The 16,990-nt window shown below is 62.4% G+C and carries 20 protein-coding genes; 4 read left to right on the top strand and 16 right to left on the bottom strand.

Annotated elements, in window-relative coordinates; genetic code table 11:
- Positions 1-5: 5 nt before the first annotated feature.
- The 4 genes from LCF60_RS18205 to LCF60_RS18220 all read right to left on the bottom strand — a co-directional run bounded on the left by LCF60_RS18205 (position 6) and on the right by LCF60_RS18220 (position 3,008).
- Positions 6-905 carry a 5-bromo-4-chloroindolyl phosphate hydrolysis family protein gene (locus LCF60_RS18205; RefSeq protein ID WP_292293739.1) on the bottom strand — a complete coding sequence of 300 codons (900 nt, stop codon included), beginning with the start codon at positions 903-905 and terminating at the stop codon, positions 6-8.
- 172 nt (positions 906-1,077) lie between these two features.
- Positions 1,078-1,932 (bottom strand): hypothetical protein, encoded by an 855-nt coding sequence (locus tag LCF60_RS18210; protein WP_292293740.1) that lies wholly within the window; start codon positions 1,930-1,932, stop codon positions 1,078-1,080.
- Positions 1,932-2,144, bottom strand: a complete 213-nt coding sequence (locus LCF60_RS18215; RefSeq protein ID WP_292293741.1) for a hypothetical protein — start codon at positions 2,142-2,144, stop codon at positions 1,932-1,934. The genes LCF60_RS18210 and LCF60_RS18215 overlap by 1 nt, the downstream gene beginning before the upstream one ends.
- Before the next feature lie 39 nt (positions 2,145-2,183).
- Positions 2,184-3,008 (bottom strand): pseudouridine synthase, encoded by an 825-nt coding sequence (locus LCF60_RS18220; RefSeq protein WP_292293743.1) that lies wholly within the window; start codon positions 3,006-3,008, stop codon positions 2,184-2,186.
- Between the two features lie 63 nt (positions 3,009-3,071).
- Between LCF60_RS18220 and LCF60_RS18225 the strand changes: the two genes are divergently transcribed.
- Positions 3,072-3,530 (top strand): nucleoside deaminase, encoded by a 459-nt coding sequence (locus LCF60_RS18225; RefSeq protein ID WP_292293745.1) that lies wholly within the window; start codon positions 3,072-3,074, stop codon positions 3,528-3,530.
- On the top strand, positions 3,527-4,072 hold the full coding sequence (locus tag LCF60_RS18230; RefSeq protein ID WP_292293747.1) for a pseudouridine synthase: 546 nt from the start codon (positions 3,527-3,529) through the stop codon (positions 4,070-4,072). Before LCF60_RS18225 ends, LCF60_RS18230 begins: the two co-directional genes overlap by 4 nt.
- A 103-nt stretch (positions 4,073-4,175) precedes the next feature.
- On the opposite strand, the gene hemF is transcribed toward LCF60_RS18230, so the two are convergent.
- From hemF to clpS, 4 genes are all read right to left on the bottom strand, one after another.
- Positions 4,176-5,069, bottom strand: coding sequence for an oxygen-dependent coproporphyrinogen oxidase (gene hemF / locus LCF60_RS18235; RefSeq protein WP_292293749.1), 894 nt, complete (start codon positions 5,067-5,069; stop codon positions 4,176-4,178).
- Positions 5,070-5,158: 89 nt separating this feature from the next.
- Positions 5,159-5,962, bottom strand: coding sequence for an SDR family oxidoreductase (locus LCF60_RS18240; RefSeq protein ID WP_292293750.1), 804 nt, complete (start codon positions 5,960-5,962; stop codon positions 5,159-5,161).
- A 16-nt stretch (positions 5,963-5,978) separates the two neighbouring features.
- The gene (locus tag LCF60_RS18245; RefSeq protein WP_292293752.1) at positions 5,979-6,992 is read right to left on the bottom strand and encodes a methyltransferase; all 1,014 of its coding nucleotides are present in this window, start codon (positions 6,990-6,992) and stop codon (positions 5,979-5,981) included.
- 22 nt (positions 6,993-7,014) lie between these two features.
- Positions 7,015-7,335 (bottom strand): ATP-dependent Clp protease adapter ClpS, encoded by a 321-nt coding sequence (gene clpS, locus LCF60_RS18250; protein ID WP_292293764.1) that lies wholly within the window; start codon positions 7,333-7,335, stop codon positions 7,015-7,017.
- A 125-nt stretch (positions 7,336-7,460) separates the two neighbouring features.
- Here clpS and LCF60_RS18255 point away from each other — a divergent pair, with 125 nt between their 5' ends.
- Both LCF60_RS18255 and LCF60_RS18260 read left to right on the top strand, forming a co-directional pair.
- Positions 7,461-8,159, top strand: a complete 699-nt coding sequence (locus LCF60_RS18255; RefSeq protein ID WP_292293765.1) for an HAD family hydrolase — start codon at positions 7,461-7,463, stop codon at positions 8,157-8,159.
- 284 nt (positions 8,160-8,443) lie between these two features.
- Positions 8,444-9,919 carry a D-alanyl-D-alanine carboxypeptidase family protein gene (locus tag LCF60_RS18260; RefSeq protein WP_292293766.1) on the top strand — a complete coding sequence of 492 codons (1,476 nt, stop codon included), beginning with the start codon at positions 8,444-8,446 and terminating at the stop codon, positions 9,917-9,919.
- A 9-nt stretch (positions 9,920-9,928) separates the two neighbouring features.
- Here the strand turns inward: LCF60_RS18260 and ccoS are convergent, their stop codons facing one another.
- From ccoS to LCF60_RS18300, 8 genes are all read right to left on the bottom strand, one after another.
- Positions 9,929-10,087 (bottom strand): cbb3-type cytochrome oxidase assembly protein CcoS, encoded by a 159-nt coding sequence (gene ccoS, locus LCF60_RS18265; protein ID WP_292293754.1) that lies wholly within the window; start codon positions 10,085-10,087, stop codon positions 9,929-9,931.
- A 13-nt stretch (positions 10,088-10,100) separates the two neighbouring features.
- The gene (locus tag LCF60_RS18270) at positions 10,101-12,287 is read right to left on the bottom strand and encodes a heavy metal translocating P-type ATPase (protein ID WP_292293755.1); all 2,187 of its coding nucleotides are present in this window, start codon (positions 12,285-12,287) and stop codon (positions 10,101-10,103) included.
- A gap of 3 nt (positions 12,288-12,290) precedes the next feature.
- A complete protein-coding gene (locus LCF60_RS18275) occupies positions 12,291-12,752 on the bottom strand; it encodes a FixH family protein (protein WP_292293756.1) in 462 nt (153 codons plus the stop codon).
- Positions 12,752-14,188 (bottom strand): cytochrome c oxidase accessory protein CcoG, encoded by a 1,437-nt coding sequence (gene ccoG / locus LCF60_RS18280; RefSeq protein ID WP_292293757.1) that lies wholly within the window; start codon positions 14,186-14,188, stop codon positions 12,752-12,754. Before ccoG ends, LCF60_RS18275 begins: the two co-directional genes overlap by 1 nt.
- 452 nt (positions 14,189-14,640) lie before the next feature.
- Positions 14,641-15,513, bottom strand: a complete 873-nt coding sequence (gene ccoP, locus LCF60_RS18285; protein WP_292293759.1) for a cytochrome-c oxidase, cbb3-type subunit III — start codon at positions 15,511-15,513, stop codon at positions 14,641-14,643.
- On the bottom strand, positions 15,510-15,695 hold the full coding sequence (locus LCF60_RS18290) for a cbb3-type cytochrome c oxidase subunit 3 (RefSeq protein ID WP_292293760.1): 186 nt from the start codon (positions 15,693-15,695) through the stop codon (positions 15,510-15,512). Before LCF60_RS18290 ends, ccoP begins: the two co-directional genes overlap by 4 nt.
- Before the next feature lie 10 nt (positions 15,696-15,705).
- Positions 15,706-16,434, bottom strand: a complete 729-nt coding sequence (gene ccoO / locus LCF60_RS18295; protein WP_292293761.1) for a cytochrome-c oxidase, cbb3-type subunit II — start codon at positions 16,432-16,434, stop codon at positions 15,706-15,708.
- Between the two features lie 13 nt (positions 16,435-16,447).
- A partial coding sequence (locus LCF60_RS18300) for a cbb3-type cytochrome c oxidase subunit I (RefSeq protein ID WP_292293762.1) occupies positions 16,448-16,990 on the bottom strand: 543 nt, incomplete at its 5' end.

The raw sequence follows: 16,990 nt of genomic DNA on the forward strand, positions 1-16,990 counted from the left end.
GTACTCTACTTCAAGTCGCGATCAATTCGAACACCCTCGCGCTGCAAACGGTCACGCAGAACGTCAATCTCGACGGTCAGGTCGCTTCTGTCATCCAGCAGCATCTTGCGTGTGCGGTCGGAAAAGCTTTTTTCAAGGTCGTCCAGCAACGCCTCGTAATCGTCTCGCGCCTTTGAATCCTGCGTCCGGGCATACATGTCGGCGAACTTGATCGTCGCGTCGCGCGCGCCCATAAGATAAACCGTCAGGTACTTTTTCGCCCCGGTCAGGTCACGCGGGTCTTCTTCAACGGTGCGAAACAGCTCTTTCGCGGTGGTGTCGAACCGTTCGACCCGCGCGATCATGCTCCTGTCGCCAGACCGCCGGATCGCGTCCCGCATCGCAGACAGATAGGCCTCGGCTTCGTCCACGGCGCGCGCGACACGATCCTGCTGGAACGTGTCGATCCCTTCCATGCCCTTGTCCCGCATCGGGTCGATGCCAAAGGCCCCGATATGCAAGGCCGTGGCCGCCGCCCCGTAGATGATCGGTGCGATAAAGCCGGGCTCGTTTGCGAAGGCGGCAATACCCACCCCCACCCCTGCAAGACCGGCTGCCGCCATCTTGCGGGGAAACCCCGGACGGCGGGCGACCTTGCGGGCATTATAGGCGGCTTCGGCGGTCAGGCCGCCGCGCAACAGCCACGCCCCGAGCAACAGCGCCCCTGCCCCGACAAGCCCGAGGCCGAGGCCAATCGCACCCTCGTTGAGCGAGGTGAACGCCAGGATGATCGGCGGAATGAAAAGGATGTTCGAGCGCGCACCGACCGGGTCGACCGTCGCGCCCTTGAACCCCTTGCGAGGCGTTTCGGAAGGCGATTTGGTCGGTCCGTCAGGGCTGTATTTGCCGCCATAGCGCTGTGCCACGGTCACAATCCTCCAAGCCAGCCGCTGGCGACGCCGAACAGCAGGACGAGGAGCAACGCATAACTGACTCGTTGCAGGCCGGCACCGGACATGAAAACCTCTTTCCAAAGTGTCGTTGGAAACTTAGGTGATGTGATCCGGGCTTACTAGGGGGAACTCGGTCGTGTCGCTGTCATGCAGCACGATTGCGATTCATCCGATCAAAAAGCAGGTCCGTCTGAAGCTCGAAATTGTCTCGTCCGTGGCCGATTCCGCTTTTTCGAGCGCGAGTCTCGAAGGCATCGACAAGCATCTGCATCTTGATGTGGAACTTGCGGCGCTGAAATGCGGTCACCCGGCCGTCCGGTGTGTCCATCAGGGCCGCCACCTCGGCCTCCATCTTGGTCAAGAGCTTTGATATGGAAGGCGCCGTTTTCGGAAGCGTTTCCGTTTCGAAATCGATCGTCCCCAGCAATCCCATCACCGTGTTGGCAGAGATGCGTGTCCGTTCCGAAAGGTCATCGTCCTGCAAGAGATCAAGGCTTTCGAGAAGACGTTCGAACCGGTTGTCAAAGCCGCGATACAAGTCCTGGCTGACGACCCGCAGGCGGATCGCGGGGTTGTCCATGCCCTTGTCCCGCATGGGATCGAGCCCAAAGGACACAAGACACAGGATAAAGGAGGACATCGCGATGACCAGCGGAATGGCCGGGGCCGCAATCTTTGTCGTCGCCAGAAGGCCGACCACCATGGCCACGATGGTTGACCCGATGAGCTTGAGCGGGATCTTCGGGCGCTCCGCCACTTCGGACGCGTCGTAGGCAAGATGTTGCTTTTGCCCGACGGACAGGCACAGCAAGCCAACCGCGAAAAGCAGGATGATCAGCAAGGCCGACGCAAGCCCCGCCACCGTCCCGTCCAGCAGCCAGAGAATCAGCGGGCAGGTCGCCAGAACCATGAACCCCACCGGGACATCATCGACCGGCGCCGAATTGCCCAGAGCAGCGCTCTGGTTGTACGAGACAAGCGAATTTACCTGAACCTCCATCACAGCAACCCCAGCCCGAAAATCGTCACCCACAGCACGACGAAGGCGACCCAGGACGCAAGCGCCCCGCCGTGACGGATGCGGTCCATCGCCCCGCGAAGGGCCTTCGACGTGTCCTCGGCCACCGTGCCCAGGTTCGACAGAACCAGCAGCACCGAGCCAACAAGAACAGCGGATGTCAGAAACGTGATCAGCATGAGGCCCAAGATCACCGCGAATCCGGGCGGAAAATGGGCGCTCAGGGGGAAAGATCAGGGAGACTTCTTCGCCCTGTCGGGACGTGGCGGACGCCGCACCTGTTTTCCCTTTGTTTTCAATGCGGTTCCGGTCTTGGATTCTTCGCTCTGTTCAAGGCCCAGCTGATCGCGCACAACCTTGCGCCGAAGCTCTTCGACCTCGCCCGGTTTCAGCTGGCCAAGCTGGAACGGTCCATAGGACACCCGGATCAGCCGGTTCACCGTCAAACCGATATCCGCAAGGGCGCGCCGGATCTCGCGATTCTTTCCTTCACGCAGACCCACCGTCAGCCAGGCATTGGCCCCTTGCTGCCGATCCAGGGTCACGATCATCGGCAGAAACCGGTCTCCATCGACAACCAGTCCCTTGCGCAGGGGCTCGAGATGCTCATCCTTGGGTTGTCCCTTGACCCGCACACGGTATCTGCGCAGCCAGCCGGTCGACGGCAATTCGAGCTTGCGTTTCACGCCGCCATCATTGGTCAGCAGCAACAGGCCTTCGGAATTCAGGTCGAGCCGCCCCACGCTCATCACGCGCGGCAGGTCTTCGGGCAACTTGTCGAAGATCGTCGGGCGGTCATGTTCGTCCTTCGTGGTCGTCACGAGACCGACCGGCTTGTGATACAGCCAGACTCGGGGTTCGTCCGGGGCGCCGACGGGCTTGCCATCAACCACCACCTTGTCCTGCGCGGTGACGTTCAGCGCGGGGCTGTCGATCTTTTTGCCGTTCACCGACACGCGCCCTTGCGCAATCAGCTTTTCGGCGTCGCGGCGGCTGGCGAGGCCGGCACGGGCGATGACTTTGGCGATCCGGTCGCCGGGAGGGGTGTTCTGGCTCATGCCAAGCGGCTTAGTCCAATTCGGCCCCTTGGGAAAGCCGGTTGCGCGGTCTATGACGGGCGCATGATGTTCCGGTCGAATATGTCTTTGGCGATGGAGGAAGCCCGCAGCGCCGCGGCGCGCGGCGAGGTCCCCGTGGGCGCGGTGATCGTGGCACCCGGAGGCGAGGTCGTCGCCGCTGCCGGCAACCGCACACGCGAACTGAATGACCCTACGGCACATGCCGAGATGCTGGCGATCCGCGAAGCCTGCGCGCTTCTGGGGGTCGAGCGCCTGAGCGATCATGATCTTTACGTGACGCTGGAGCCTTGCCCGATGTGTGCCGGCGCGATTTCCGGCGCACGGATCCGGCGGCTCTATTACGCGGCAGCCGATGCCAAGTCCGGCGGCGTCGCGCATGGCGCGCGAGTGTTTGCGCATCCCCAGTGCCACCACGTCCCCGACGTCTATGACGGAATGAGCGCAGCCGAGGCAGAGCGGCTTCTGAGCGAGTTCTTCGCGGCCAGGCGGGGGCTTGCATGACGCGGATCCTGCTTTTCAACAAGCCCTTCGACGTGCTGTCGCAGTTCACGGACAAGGGCTCGGAAGGATCGGTGCGGCGCACCTTGTCCGAATTCATCTCGGTGCCGGGCGTGTATCCCGCCGGGCGGCTGGACCGCGACAGCGAAGGGCTGCTGGTGCTGACCGACAACGGCAAGTTGCAGGCCAAGATCAGCGATCCGCGGTTCCGGTCTCCCAAGACCTATCTCGCGCAGGTCGAAGGTCTCCCGACCGACGCGCAGCTTGATCAGTTGCGCAGAGGTGTCACGCTCAAGGACGGGGTCACCCGCCCCGCCGAGGTCGCCCGGATCAACCCGCCGGACCTGTGGCCGCGCGATCCACCCGTGCGGTTCCGCAAGACAGTGCCGGACGGCTGGCTGAGGATCACCATCACCGAAGGCCGCAATCGACAGGTGCGACGCATGACCGCGCATGTCGGTCTGCCCTGTTTGCGGCTGGTGCGGTGGTCGGTTGGCACGTGGTCGCTGGATGGTATCGCGCCGGGCACGTGGCGGGACGCCTGAATTCCCAAAGGCCGATCACCCGCCGGAAGCTCAATTAAATCATGGGCTTGCAGCTTCGCTCCCGCAGCCCTCCAAGCAAGATCGCCCAGGCTTCAGGGCAGGATCAGATCCACTTTGCCAGCGGTGGCAGGCTCATCAGAACGGCGTTGGCGTCGTGGCCGGTCTCAAGACCGAATTTCGTGCCCCGATCGTAGACGAGGTTGTATTCGGCATAAAGGCCGCGATGCACAAGCTGCGCCTCCTTGTCGGCTTCGGACCAGTCCTGCGCACGGCGCTTTTCGACAAGCGGGACGAAGGCAGGCAGGAAGGCGCGACCGATGTCCTGCGTCAGGGCGAAATCGGTTTCCCAATCGCCCGTGTTGTGGTCATCCATGAAGATGCCGCCCACCCCCCGTGCGCGATTGCGGTGGGGAATGTAGAAATACTCGTCCGCCCAGTCCTTGAGCCGTGGATAATGCGCTGTACCGTGCGGATCGAGGTGCTGTTTCTGGGTATCGTGAAAATGCTGCGTGTCCTCGGCATATTCGATGCAGGGGTTGAGGTCCGACCCGCCGCCGAACCACCACGCGTGCGGTGTCCAGAACATGCGGGTGTTCATGTGCACCGCCGGGCAATGCGGGTTCTGCATATGTGCAACAAGGCTGATGCCCGAGGCCCAGAAGCGCGGGTCGGCCTTCATGCCGGGAATTCCCTTGCGCGCGGCCATCGCGTTCTGGGCGCGTTCGCCCAGCGTGCCATACACGGTCGAGACATTGACGCCGATCTTTTCAAAGACCCGACCGCCGCGCATCACGCTCATCAGACCGCCACCGGCATCCGAGCCGTCCTCGGACGTGCGCCGGGTCTCCGTGACATCGAACCGGCCCGGCGCGGCATCGCTTAGGGGCCCGGCATAATGGCTGTCTTCAAGGCCTTCGAACGCGTCGACGATCTGGTCACGCAATTCGCGGAACCATGTCGAGGCGCGTTGTTTCTGGGTGTCAAAGTCGTCCGTCATGTCACTGTCCTGTTTTCGTTGCAGGACAGTACAATGCGGGGCGGAAATCACAAGGCACGACAAGGGTTTGTCTTTGCGACATCCTAGCCTCAGTGGGCCGGCGCGTTCACCGGGTCGACAAGGGTGCGCCCGCCGTCGATCGTCATGATCTGTCCGGTGATGAAACCGGCGCTTTCACAGGACAGAAACTGCACCGCCTGGGCCAGTTCCGCCGGGCTGGCGATCCGGGACAAAGGCGTGTTTTCCTCGATCTCCTCGCGGTAGCCGTCATTGTCCTTGAGGGACTGCTTGAGGCTTGCCGACATCACCGATCCCAGCGCGACCGAATTCACGCGTATGCGGTGTTGCGCCATGGAGACCGCAAGGCTGCGGGTCAATTGGTCCAGAGCCGCCATCGACACGGAAAAGCCCAGCAGCTCCGGCTGGGTACGGCGCGCGGCGATCGAGGACAGGTTCACGATGGCGCCCGCCTGACCGTCTTCCTTGTCGGCCGACTGCTTGATCATGCGTTTGGCCACCACCTGGGACAGGCGGAACGTGTTGGTCACGTTCTGCATCATCAAGGTCTCGAGCGTCGTGTCGTCCAGGTCGAGAGGATCGGACGGCAGGACCTGACGGCTGCCGTTGATCAGGATATCCACCCGGTCGAACGCGTCGATGGTGGCAGAGAGCAGATTCGCAAGGGTCAGGCGTTCGCGCAGATCACCGGCGAAATAACGGATGTTTCCATCGTCCTCGGGAATCTCGCCACATTCATGCGATAGGCGGGCCTCGTCCATGTCGGCGAACATGACATTCGCGCCCTGATCGACGAAATGGCGCGCAATCGCGAGGCCGACGCCATTGGCGGCTCCGGTCACGATGGCGGTCTTGCCTTCGATTGAAAATGACATCGGGCTTGGCTCTCCTTCAGCGTCGTTTCGCGCGCCCTGCCTTGTCCGGCGTTCTGGGCTGATCTGCTTGCAGGATCTTGAAACGCGAGTCGCCGTCCAGTTCTTGCACATGAACAAAGCTGCCCGCCAGAGTGGTTTCGTAGGGCAGATGGCGATTGGCCACCATGATGAGGCTGCCCTTGGGCTTGAGCAAACGCGCGGCAGAGCGGATGAACGCCTGCCCGAGACTGGCGTCGGGGGTCCGGCTGGTATGGAACGGCGGGTTCATCACGACCCAGTCAAGGCTGCCCGCCGTGCCCCATGTCGTCGCATCCGCCCAATGCAGGGTGACCCGATCGCCTGACAGGTTGCGCTCGGCACAGGCCAGCGCGCGCCGGTCGGCCTCGACCACGTCCACATGGGTCACCTTCGGCAGGTCCAGAAGATGGCGTGACAGGTATCCCCAGCCGCCACCCAGGTCAGCCCCCCGTCCCTTGAGGGATTTGGGCAGCACAGGAACAAGCGCCATCGACCCCGCGTCCGGGCCATCCGAGGAAAATACGCCCGGTTGCGTGATCCAGCCATCGGCGACCGGCGCGGGTTCCGGAAGTTGACAGTCGTCAAACGCCTTGGCCGCCGCGAACCAGAAGATCTTGCCATGCGCCTTCGACATCTGCCCGTCGATGTCGACGCGGGTTCTGACGAATTTGAGCATCGCGTCGATGCCATCGGTCTTGGCCCCGTCGACGATGACGATGCCGCCCGGTGCGATCTGCTCGGCCTGCGCGATCAGGCCCCGGCCCAATTCGCGACTGCGCGGCAGGGTAACGTGCACCACATCGGCAGGGCCTTCGGCCGCGGTTGTGACAGGCACACCGGAGGCATCGAAGACATCGTGATCGGGTTTGAAATTCTGCTGAACCAATACGTTCCCTGACGGCAAGACAGACAGGTCAGCATCGGGGTTCGGTTCAAGAAGCACGATGCGCGCGGCGTCGGGCAGGTCGAGCGCGCCGGTCTCGAGCGCATGGGCAAGTCTGGCCAAAGTCATGGGATGTCCGGGATTGCCCCGGTTATTCCTTTTCCATGGTGCATTGCAGCGGGTGCTGATGCCGGCGGGCGAAGTCCATCACCTGGCCCACCTTGGTTTCCGCGATCTCATGGCTGAAGACACCGACAACCGCAACGCCCTTCTTGTGCACGGTCAGCATGATTTCAAAGGCTTGCGCGTGGGTCATGCCGAAAAACCGTTCCAGCACGTGCACCACGAATTCCATCGGGGTGTAGTCGTCGTTGAGAAGCAGCACCTTGTAAAGCGGCGGGCGTTTCGTCTTGGCACGGGTTTCAACAACGACACCCGTGTCGTTGCCCTCTTTCGACGGAGGACCCGCCATGGTGCGGGGTGGTTCGATCGTGGCCGACAAATGGGTCATGCGTGGGCAGCTGCCTTGGGTTTCATATCCTTGACCCGTCTATATAACCTGTCCTGCACATGAGAAAAGAGGCGCATGGCAACGATATGGCCCGAAAGCTGCAAACAATCGGTTTCGACGCGGACGATACACTCTGGCACAACGAACGTTTCTTCAAGCTGACGCAGGATCGGTTCGAAGCGCTGTTGTCCGATCACGCGGAAACCGACCTCTTGCATGACCGCCTGATCGCGGCCGAGCGGCGCAATATCGGGCATTACGGATTCGGGGTGAAAGGCTTTGTCCTGTCGATGATCGAAACCGCCATCGAGGTGACCGACGGCGCGGTGCCGGGGCACGTGATCCAGCAGATCCTGAACGCGGGTCAGGACATGCTGGCGCACCCGATCGAGCTCTTGCCGCATGCGCAAAGCACGGTCGAGGCGCTGGCCGACAGTCATCGGCTGTTGCTCATCACCAAGGGCGACCTGCTGCATCAGGAACGGAAACTGGCGCAATCGGGGTTGGGCGATCTTTTCGACGACGTGGCCATCGTTTCCGACAAGACGGTCGAGACCTACCGACGCGTGTTCACCGCGCAGTCCGGCGGTGCAGAGGCGGCGATGATGGTGGGCAACTCTATGCGGTCGGACGTGGTGCCGGCGGTCGAGGCCGGAAGCTGGGGTGTGCATGTGCCGCACGACCTGGAATGGGATCTGGAAAAGGCCGACGCGCCGGTCAGTCCGCGCTTCCGGGCGATTGGCGACCTTGGCGATTTGCCGCCGCTGGTGTCGGAGATCGGCTGACCAGGGACGCCTCATTTTCGCCATATTGGCTTCAGTAGTAAGCGATCAAAGCGACCACCCAATATATTGCGCCGCCACGGTACAAAATTGCACAAAAAAGGCATAAAAATAAGGGCTTTATCGCTCACCCCTCATGTGCTAGCCTTTTATCAATAATAATGCTGACCGGAACAATCCGGCAGCTCGAGGCAGAGAAGGCGGAAAACGTGGTGGGACGGCGCAAAAGGCCGGGCCGGGTAGGTCTGTACGTAATCACTGCAATCTGGTTGGCGGTTCTGCTGCCGATGAGCGCGATGGCGGCTCCCTATGCGGCCATGGTGATGGATGCGCGCAATGGCGAGGTGATTCACGCCGATAACGCGGACACCCGCCTGCACCCCGCCTCGCTTACCAAGATGATGACGCTCTACGTCGTGTTCGAAGCGGTGCAGAACGGCGAGATCAGCATGGACACGAAGGTGCGCATCTCGCGGAAAGCGGCCTCCGAACCCCCTTCCAAGCTGGGCCTGCGCTCCGGATCGACGATCCAGTTGCGCTATCTTGTCCGTGCGGCGGCCGTGAAATCGGCCAATGACGCAGCCACCGCGATCGCGGAAGCCATTTCAGGGTCGGAAGCGGCCTTTGCGCGGCGCATGAACCGCACCGCCAAGGCGCTCGGCATGAACCGCACCACCTTCAAGAACGCGCATGGCTTGACCGAAAGCGGGCATCAGTCGACAGCCCGGGACATGACGATCCTCGGACGACATGTGCTTTATGACTATCCGCAATATTACAACTTGTTCTCGCGCCGCAGCACGGATGCCGGGATCAAGACCGTGGCCCATACGAACCGCCGGTTCCTCGACAGCTACCGCGGCGCGGATGGTATCAAGACCGGATATACCCGCGCAGCGGGTTTCAACCTGACCGCCTCGGCGGAACGCGGCGGAGAGCGGATCATCGTGACGGTGTTCGGCGGAAATTCAACCGCGTCGCGCAACGCCCAGGTGGCAAAGCTGATGGATTTGGGCTTTAACAAGGCACCTGCGCGCATGGCGCTGCGCACGCCGCGCAAACCGCCCTATCTGGGCCCGACCGTGTCCTCGACCACGGAAACCGTCATCGCCAGAAGCCAGACTCCGGCTACCCATACCCGCGCAAAGTCGATCCGCGTGGTCGCCGCCGCCGTCAAGACCAGCCTCCGGCCGATTGCACGGCCTGTTGCCGAACCGGTGCTGCCCGACGCGCTCGTCGCCACGCTTCAGGACGACATTCAATCGGTTCTCGCCGAAGTCCAGACCGAAGATGTTCAGGAAGTCGCCGCGACGGCAGCCAAGGTGGCCTTGGCCACGGCGGCCCCGGCAACAGCCCCGCCAAGCGCCGCCTCGGGGACAGACAAGATCGCCCCGAGCGCCTCCATCAAACCGGTCGTCCGCCCCAGGACGATCGTCCTGGCCTCGGCATCGACAGGCACATCAGACGCGACGCAGCCGGTCGAGACACGTGAAGCCGAAGTGGTGACCCGCATCTCGACCTCGGGTGGGCGTCACTGGGGCATCAATGTCGGACGCTATCCCAGCCGCCATGCCGCAGAAAAGGCATTGCTCACCACGGCGCTGTCGGAAATGGCCACGTTGGACGGGTCCCTGCGCAAGGTGGTCAATGGCGCGCGGGGCTTTGATGCGAACTTCATGGGACTGACCCGCGAAGCGGCGGACCTTGCCTGCCGCAGGCTTCAGGCCCGGCAGGTCACCTGTTTCATGATCGGGCCGGGCTGAGCGCAGGTCTCAGGACTTGGGGTGATCGTCGTAATCGTCTGACAGGATCCGTTCAGCCGCGCCATCGGGATCATCGTATTGCCGGGACTTCACCGTGAAGACAAAGGCGATCAGGCCGATCCCGCCAAGGATCAGCGACACGGGGATGAGATAGGCCAGCACGTTCATCGAATGCTCCGGGTCATTTCAGGCGCAATGCGTTCAGGGACACCGTAATGGATGAGGTCGACATCGCCAATGCGGCGATCAGAGGCGAACACAATCCCGCGACGGCCAGGGGAACCGCGATGACGTTGTACCATGTCGCGATGCTGAAGTTCTGACGGATACGCCTGATCGCCTTGCGCGATGTGACAAGCGCATCGGCAATCGGCTCGAGCGAATTGCCCAGCAACACCACGTCGGACGCAACCCGCGCCGCGTCGAGAGCCGAGGCAGGCGAGATCGATGCATGCGCACCGGCCAGCGCCGCCGTGTCGTTCAGGCCATCGCCGACCATGAGAACCCGTTTTCCCGACTCTGTCAGATCGGCAATCCTTGCTGCCTTGTCTTCGGGCAGCGCCTCGGCAATCCACCTGGTGATACCAATGCGTGTCGCAAAGGCCTCGACGGCAGGGGTGGTGTCGCCGGACATCAGCATCACGTCGTAGCCGTCCTGTTGAAGACGGCTCACAAGCGCTTCTGCGCCGTCACGGATCTGATCGGCAAAGCGGAACGGATCGGCCACCGTGTCGCCCACGCGCAACCACGCGCAGGTCTCCGTTACTTCGCCCCCGCCAACCCAGCTGCTCCGCCCAAGGCGCACGGTCTGGCCCTTCCAGCGCCCCTCGGTGCCGTGTCCCGGCACCTCGACAATATCGGTCACCTTGGCCGCCGGAACGCCCAGCGCCGCAATTGCCTTGGCGAGCGACTGCGACAGCGGGTGCGATGACCCTTCAGCAAGGGCAAACGTGATCCCAAGATCCTGGCGCGAATGGTCGTTCAGATTGGTGACCTCGGGCGTTCCCGCAGTCAGCGTCCCGGTCTTGTCGAAGACAACCGTGTCCACCTGGGCCATCCGTTCGAGCGCGGTGGCGTCCTTGATCAGAAGGCCCTTGCGGAACAACCGACCTGAGGCAGCCGTCGTGACCGCGGGCACGGCCAGACCCAGCGCACAGGGGCAGGTGATGATGAGGACCGCCGCCGCGATATTCAGCGCAGTGCGAAGATCGAAGGTATAGAAATACCAGCCCAGGAAGGCCAGGGCCGACAGGATATGCACCCCCGGCGCATAGAGCTTGGCCGCCTTGTCGGCGAGCGATGTGTAACGCGACCGACCGGATTCGGCGATGGCGACAAGATCTGCCATGCGGTGCAAAGACGTGTCGCGGCCAACAGCGCTGGCACGGATGGTCAGCGGGCCAGTCAGGTTCACTTCGCCTGCGCTGACATCGAAACCGGGTCCGGCATAGATCGGGCGGGTTTCGCCGGTCAGAAGCGACCGGTCCAGTTCGGACTGCCCTTCGACAATCTCACCGTCCACCGGCATCCGTCCTCCGGGCCGCACGCGGATCAGGTCGCCGACGGCGAGCGCGGACATGGCGACCTGTTCCTCTCCATCGGCGGTAACACGCGAGACGCGCGGAACTTCCAGCGCGGCAAGCTCCTCGGCGGCAGAGCGCGCGGCAGAGCGGGTGCGGTGATCGAGGTAACGCCCCGCAAGCAGGAAGAAGGTCAGCGTGATCGCCGCGTCGAAATAGGCGTGTTCCCCCGAAAGCGACGTTTCCCAGAGCGATGTCGCAACCGCCAGCGCGATGGCAAGCGAGATCGGCACATCCATGTTGAGCCGCCCTGCCCTGAGCGCAGTCCAGGCATGCTTGAAGAAGGGCTGCGCCGAGAACGCGATCGTCGGAAGCGCGATGGCGGCTGAAATCCAGTGGAACATGTCCCGCGTCGGTCCATCCGCGCCGGACCAGACCGCGACGGACAGCAACATGATGTTCATCGCCGCGAATCCCGACACGGCGAGGCGCATCAACAGATCGCGGCCCGCCTTGTCGGTCTCGGTGGCGCGCAGGGCCGTCGAATCGAGCTCATGCGCCTCGTAGCCCGCCCTTTCAAGCACCCTGACAAGATCATCCGCCGTCACATCCCGCGCTGCATCGACCTGTGCCCGCTTGAGCGTGAGGTTGACGCGCGCGCCCTTGACGCCATGCGTTGCGGCAAGGATGCGTTCGACCCCCGAGATGCAGGCGGCGCAATGGATCGCGGGCAGCGACAGAACGATGTTGACGTCCTTCGGCAAAGCCGCGTCGGCCAGCGCTTCTGCCGCAGGCGCGGCGGAACAGGCCGGACAGGCCGAGGTCGGAGGGCGCATCGCGACGGTCACGGATCAGCTTTCGACGTGCAGGACCACACGCTGTTCGAACGGAATCCCGTCGAGCGACGTGGCCTTCATGCGGATATTCCAGTTACCCGGCTTGAGAGTTTCGCGCGCGACATAGGCGCGGCCATCAAACGAAAACTCCGGGCTCCGGTCATCCTGAACATGGGTGGCGCGCCCCAGCACAGCGTCAAGGCTGCCGGTCTGAACCGGTCGGCCATTTGCGTCTGTGATGCTCAGGATCAGCAGCCCCCCCTTGGCGTCGGCCCGCACGGTCCACCCCAGGGATTGCTGGTCGGCGCGGCGATCGTCGAAACTTTGCGACGCGATGTACGAGTTCTTCACCTCCAGGCCCGGAAAGGTCGATACTGCCGAATAGGCGAGAAGCAGATTGACCGAGATGATGACCGCGAAACAGCTGCCGAAGATCGCCAGAGCATGCCAGCCGGTGAGTTTGCGTTCCTTGGTCATCAGTTGCTCCTCCCGTTGAAAATACTGTCCGTATAGGCGCGGTCGCCATTGGTCAGGTCCTCGACCCAGAACCGGATTTCGGTGCGTTCGTCTTCCGCCGGGTCAGACCCGGGGGCTGCGACGACATAGACCCGCTGCAGATAGGTTTCGTTCGCCGGCACATCGACGGTTTCGTAGGGCGTTCCCTCAAGCTGAACGCGCAAGGCCGGATGGCCCACCACGGACATGCGGAACGGACGATCCTCGCCGTGCTTGTTCAGCAGACGCACATCGTAGGTATTGCGGATCGAGCCATCGGACAGCGTGACGAATGTCGGGTTGCGCACCGGGGCGACCGTCATGTCGATCTCCGGACGGATGAACAGCGCGAAAACAAGGCCGATGCCGACCAGCGCCCAGAGCGCCGTGTACATCATCGTGCGAACACGGAAGATGTGGAACCACGGGGACCGGGCCGGCTCGCCGGCGCGCTCGCGCGGTTCATCCGACAGGGCGAGATAGTCGATCAGGCCGCGCGGCTTGCCGATCTTTTCCATGATGTCGTCACAGGCGTCGATGCACAGGCCACAGGTGATGCACTCCATCTGCTGACCGTCGCGGATGTCGATACCCGCCGGGCAGACGTTCACGCAGGCCATGCAGTCGATGCAGTCGCCCAACTGCTCGGATCCTTCGGATTTGCGGTGCTTGCCGCGCGGCTCGCCCCGCCATTCGCGATACGCCACGGTCAGCGTGTCTTCGTCCATCATCGCGGCCTGGATGCGCGGCCAGGGGCAGGCATAATTGCAGATCTGTTCCCGCGCGAAACCGCCGAAAAAGAAGGTCGTCGCGGTCAGGATCAGCATGGTGGTATAGGCCACCGGATGCGCCTGCCCGGTCACCAGGTCGCGCAACAGCGTGGGGGCATCGGCGAAATAGAAGATCCATGCGCCCCCTGTGGCCAGGCCGATCAGGAACCAGCTCACCCATTTGGTCAGGCGCAGCCGCGCCTTGCGGAAATCCATCTTTTCCTGCCGGTGCAGGCGCAAACGCGCATTGCGGTCGCCCTCGATCCAGCGTTCGACCAGAATGAAAAGGTCGGTCCAGACCGTTTGCGGACAGGCATAGCCGCACCATACGCGACCCAGCGCCGAGGTGAACAGAAAGAGGCCCAGCCCCGCCATGATAAGCAGGCCCGCGACGAAGTAGAACTCGTGCGGCCAGATCTCGATCCAGAAGAAAAAGAAGCGTCGGTTGGCAAGGTCGATCAGGACCGCCTGATCCGGAAGCTGTGGCCCCCGGTCCCACCTGATCCACGGCGTGACATAGTAGATGCCCAGCGTGACGATCATGATGATCCATTTGAAGCTGCGAAAGTTGCCTTTCACACGCTTGGGAAAAATCGGTTCGCGCGCAGCATAAAGCTTCGGCGGCGTTGTGTTTTCGGCTTGAGACACGAGAGAATTTGCTCCCAGAGACGGATTGGCTTGAGCGTCTTTTCTCAGGCCCGGAGATGCCAGGCTTTGACTTGCATCAAATACTGTATCTTTAACTCAGGTTTTTGCGCCGACGCGGCGGATTCGCCGGAGGAATACCTTGAGTGGCCTGGGTAGAACGCCGGGGCGGGCGACAAGATGGTGGCCCTTCCCAGCCGGTCTCCGAATATGGCCACCAGGCGCCCGACTTCAAGGTCTTCCGCCACGGCGATTCGGCTGGAAGCGTCCAGCATACGGGTCAGGTCGGGTCCGGCGGACACAAAAAGACCGCGCAGGACACAGGTCCCTGCGCGGTCTGATAGGGTATTATACTTGATCAAGATGCGCCGGTGCTCCGAAACGCGCGAACAGAAAGAAGCCCCGGCGCTGTGCCGTCCGACCCCGCGAGGCCGGACGGTATCGGTAAGGGCGATCTACTCCGCCGGAGCCTCACCCCCGCCCAGGCCGTGCACATAGGCGGCCACAGCGCGAATCTCGGCTTCGCTCAGACGGTCGGTCCAAGGCGGCATGACGCCGAAGCGAGAATAGGTCACCGTTTCCATCAGCGTGTCGTAGTCCCCACCGTAGAGCCAGATGGCGTCCGTGAGGTTCGGCGCGCCCTGCCAGCGATCGCCGGTGCCATCATCCAGGTGACATGCGGCACAATTGTCCAGGTAGACGGTCTCGCCGGCTTCGACCATGGACGCGTCCCGCGGTTCTTCGGACAGCGACATCACGTAGTTGACCACCTGTGCGATCTCTTCCTCGGCGAGAATCTCGCCAAAGGCCGGCATTTGCGACCAGCGCGCGTCGGGATCGTCTTCGTTGCGGATACCATGCGCGATTGTTGCGTGGATCGCTTCGATATCGCCACCCCAGAGCCAGTCGTCGTCAAGCAGGTTCGGATAGCCCTTGGCCCCCGCCGCGCCCGACCCGTGGCACTGTGCGCACCAGGTGCGGAAAACCGCGCCACCGGCGTTTTGCGCAAACTGGTTCAGGTCCGGATCCTGCGCGATTTCGGTCAGCTCGACCGATGCCAGTCGCTCGTTGATGCCCGCGTTGGCTGCTTCGAAAGAGGCGATGTCTTCAGCCACCTGCGCCCGCGTCGAGAACCCCAGAAGGCCGGGTGTGGCCTCCCTGATGCCCGGCCAGGCCGGATAGGCGATCGTATAGAGCACGGCCCAGACGATCGTGGCGTAGAAAGTCCACAGCCACCAGCGCGGAAGAGGCTTGTTGTATTCCTTGATTCCGTCCCACTCGTGACCGGTGGTTTCATAATCAAGGTCGTCGTCTTGCTTCTTGCTCATGTCCTCGCCTCCCTGGATGCGGCGGGTTTGTCTTCGTTGCGGAACGGAATGTTGGCGGTGTCCTGATATGTCTTCCTGCTGCCCGGACGGACGACCCAGAAGATCACCCCGACAAAGAACAGGAAGAGGACAAGCAGCATCCAGCTGTCGGCGAAGTGACGAAGGAACGTGTAGGTTTCCATGGTTTCCTCCTTACCGGCTTGCGTCTGGTGTGAAGGTCGAGAAATCGACCAGCGTGCCCAGCATCTGGAGATAGGCGATCAGGGCATCCGCTTCGGACACGCCCGGCTGACCATCGAAGTTGCGCACATTCACGCTCTCGCCATACCGCTCCATGAGACCGTCGAAGTCGCTGTCGGGGTCGGCCTGGGCCCGGAAGTCTTCCCGAGCGGCTTCGACCATCTCGTCGCTGTAGGGCACACCGACGAAGGCATGGGTGGCCATGAGATCGCCGACATATTCGCCATCCAGCAGGGTCGCTTCGAGGTAGCCATATTTCGGCATCACCGATTCCGGCACAACCGATTGCGGATCGCGCAGGTGATCGACATGCCAGTCATCCGAGTAGCGGCCACCGACGCGGGCAAGGTCGGGCCCGGTCCGCTTGGAACCCCACTGGAACGGATGGTCGTACATCGATTCCGCCGCCAGCGAGTAGTGACCGTAGCGTTCGACCTCGTCCCGCATCGGGCGGATCATCTGGCTGTGGCACACATAGCAGCCTTCGCGCACATAGATGTCCCGCCCCGTCAGTTCGAGCGGCGTGTAGGGGCGCATCCCGTCAACTTCCTCGATCGTGTTCTCGAGGTAGAAAAGCGGCACGATCTGCACCAGCCCGCCGATGGTCACGACAAGGAAGCTGAGGATCAGCAACAGCGTCGCGTTGGTTTCGATAATCTTGTGCTTGTCAAGAATACCCATTGTCCAAGCCTCCTTATTCGGCCGCGACGGCTGCGGGGCTGGCCACGGCGTCTTTTGCCGGGCTGCGCTTCACAGTCATCCAAAGGTTGTAGCACATGATGAGGGCACCGGTGAGGTACATCACACCGCCAAGGGCACGCACGACATACATCGGGAACTTGGCGCTCACGGTGTCGGCAAAGCTGTTCACGAGGAACCCGTTTGCATCGACTTCACGCCACATCAGGCCTTCCATGATCCCCGTGACCCACATCGAGGCCGCGTAGAGAATGATGCCGATGGTGGCGAGCCAGAAGTGCCAGCTGACCATGCTCAGGCTGTAAAGCCGCTGACGGTTCCAGAGCTTCGGCACCAGGAAGTACAGGGCACCGAAGGTGATCATGCCGTTCCAGCCAAGCGCACCGGAATGCACGTGACCGATGGTCCAGTCCGTGTAGTGCGACAGTGAGTTCACCGCGCGGATCGACATCATCGGACCTTCAAAGGTCGACATGCCGTAGAAGCCAAGCGAGATCACCATCATCCGGATGATCGGGTCGGTGCGCAGCTTGTCCCA

Source organism: Marivita sp. (assembly GCF_020055635.1).
Lineage (GTDB): Bacteria > Pseudomonadota > Alphaproteobacteria > Rhodobacterales > Rhodobacteraceae > Marivita.

Excerpts from the sequence above, each read along its gene's own strand:
- LCF60_RS18210 (WP_292293740.1), bottom strand. The coding sequence starts at position 1,932 with ATGGAGGTTCAGGTAAATTCGCTTGTCTCGTACAACCAGAGCGCTGCT.
- LCF60_RS18220 (WP_292293743.1), bottom strand. The coding sequence starts at position 3,008 with ATGAGCCAGAACACCCCTCCCGGCGACCGGATCGCCAAAGTCATCGCC.
- LCF60_RS18225 (WP_292293745.1), top strand. The coding sequence starts at position 3,072 with ATGATGTTCCGGTCGAATATGTCTTTGGCGATGGAGGAAGCCCGCAGC.
- LCF60_RS18230 (WP_292293747.1), top strand. The coding sequence starts at position 3,527 with ATGACGCGGATCCTGCTTTTCAACAAGCCCTTCGACGTGCTGTCGCAG.
- hemF (WP_292293749.1), bottom strand. The coding sequence starts at position 5,069 with ATGACGGACGACTTTGACACCCAGAAACAACGCGCCTCGACATGGTTC.
- LCF60_RS18240 (WP_292293750.1), bottom strand. The coding sequence starts at position 5,962 with ATGTCATTTTCAATCGAAGGCAAGACCGCCATCGTGACCGGAGCCGCC.
- LCF60_RS18245 (WP_292293752.1), bottom strand. The coding sequence starts at position 6,992 with ATGACTTTGGCCAGACTTGCCCATGCGCTCGAGACCGGCGCGCTCGAC.
- clpS (WP_292293764.1), bottom strand. The coding sequence starts at position 7,335 with ATGGCGGGTCCTCCGTCGAAAGAGGGCAACGACACGGGTGTCGTTGTT.
- LCF60_RS18255 (WP_292293765.1), top strand. The coding sequence starts at position 7,461 with ATGGCCCGAAAGCTGCAAACAATCGGTTTCGACGCGGACGATACACTC.
- LCF60_RS18260 (WP_292293766.1), top strand. The coding sequence starts at position 8,444 with ATGAGCGCGATGGCGGCTCCCTATGCGGCCATGGTGATGGATGCGCGC.
- ccoS (WP_292293754.1), bottom strand. The coding sequence starts at position 10,087 with ATGAACGTGCTGGCCTATCTCATCCCCGTGTCGCTGATCCTTGGCGGG.
- LCF60_RS18275 (WP_292293756.1), bottom strand. The coding sequence starts at position 12,752 with ATGACCAAGGAACGCAAACTCACCGGCTGGCATGCTCTGGCGATCTTC.
- ccoP (WP_292293759.1), bottom strand. The coding sequence starts at position 15,513 with ATGAGCAAGAAGCAAGACGACGACCTTGATTATGAAACCACCGGTCAC.
- LCF60_RS18290 (WP_292293760.1), bottom strand. The coding sequence starts at position 15,695 with ATGGAAACCTACACGTTCCTTCGTCACTTCGCCGACAGCTGGATGCTG.
- ccoO (WP_292293761.1), bottom strand. The coding sequence starts at position 16,434 with ATGGGTATTCTTGACAAGCACAAGATTATCGAAACCAACGCGACGCTG.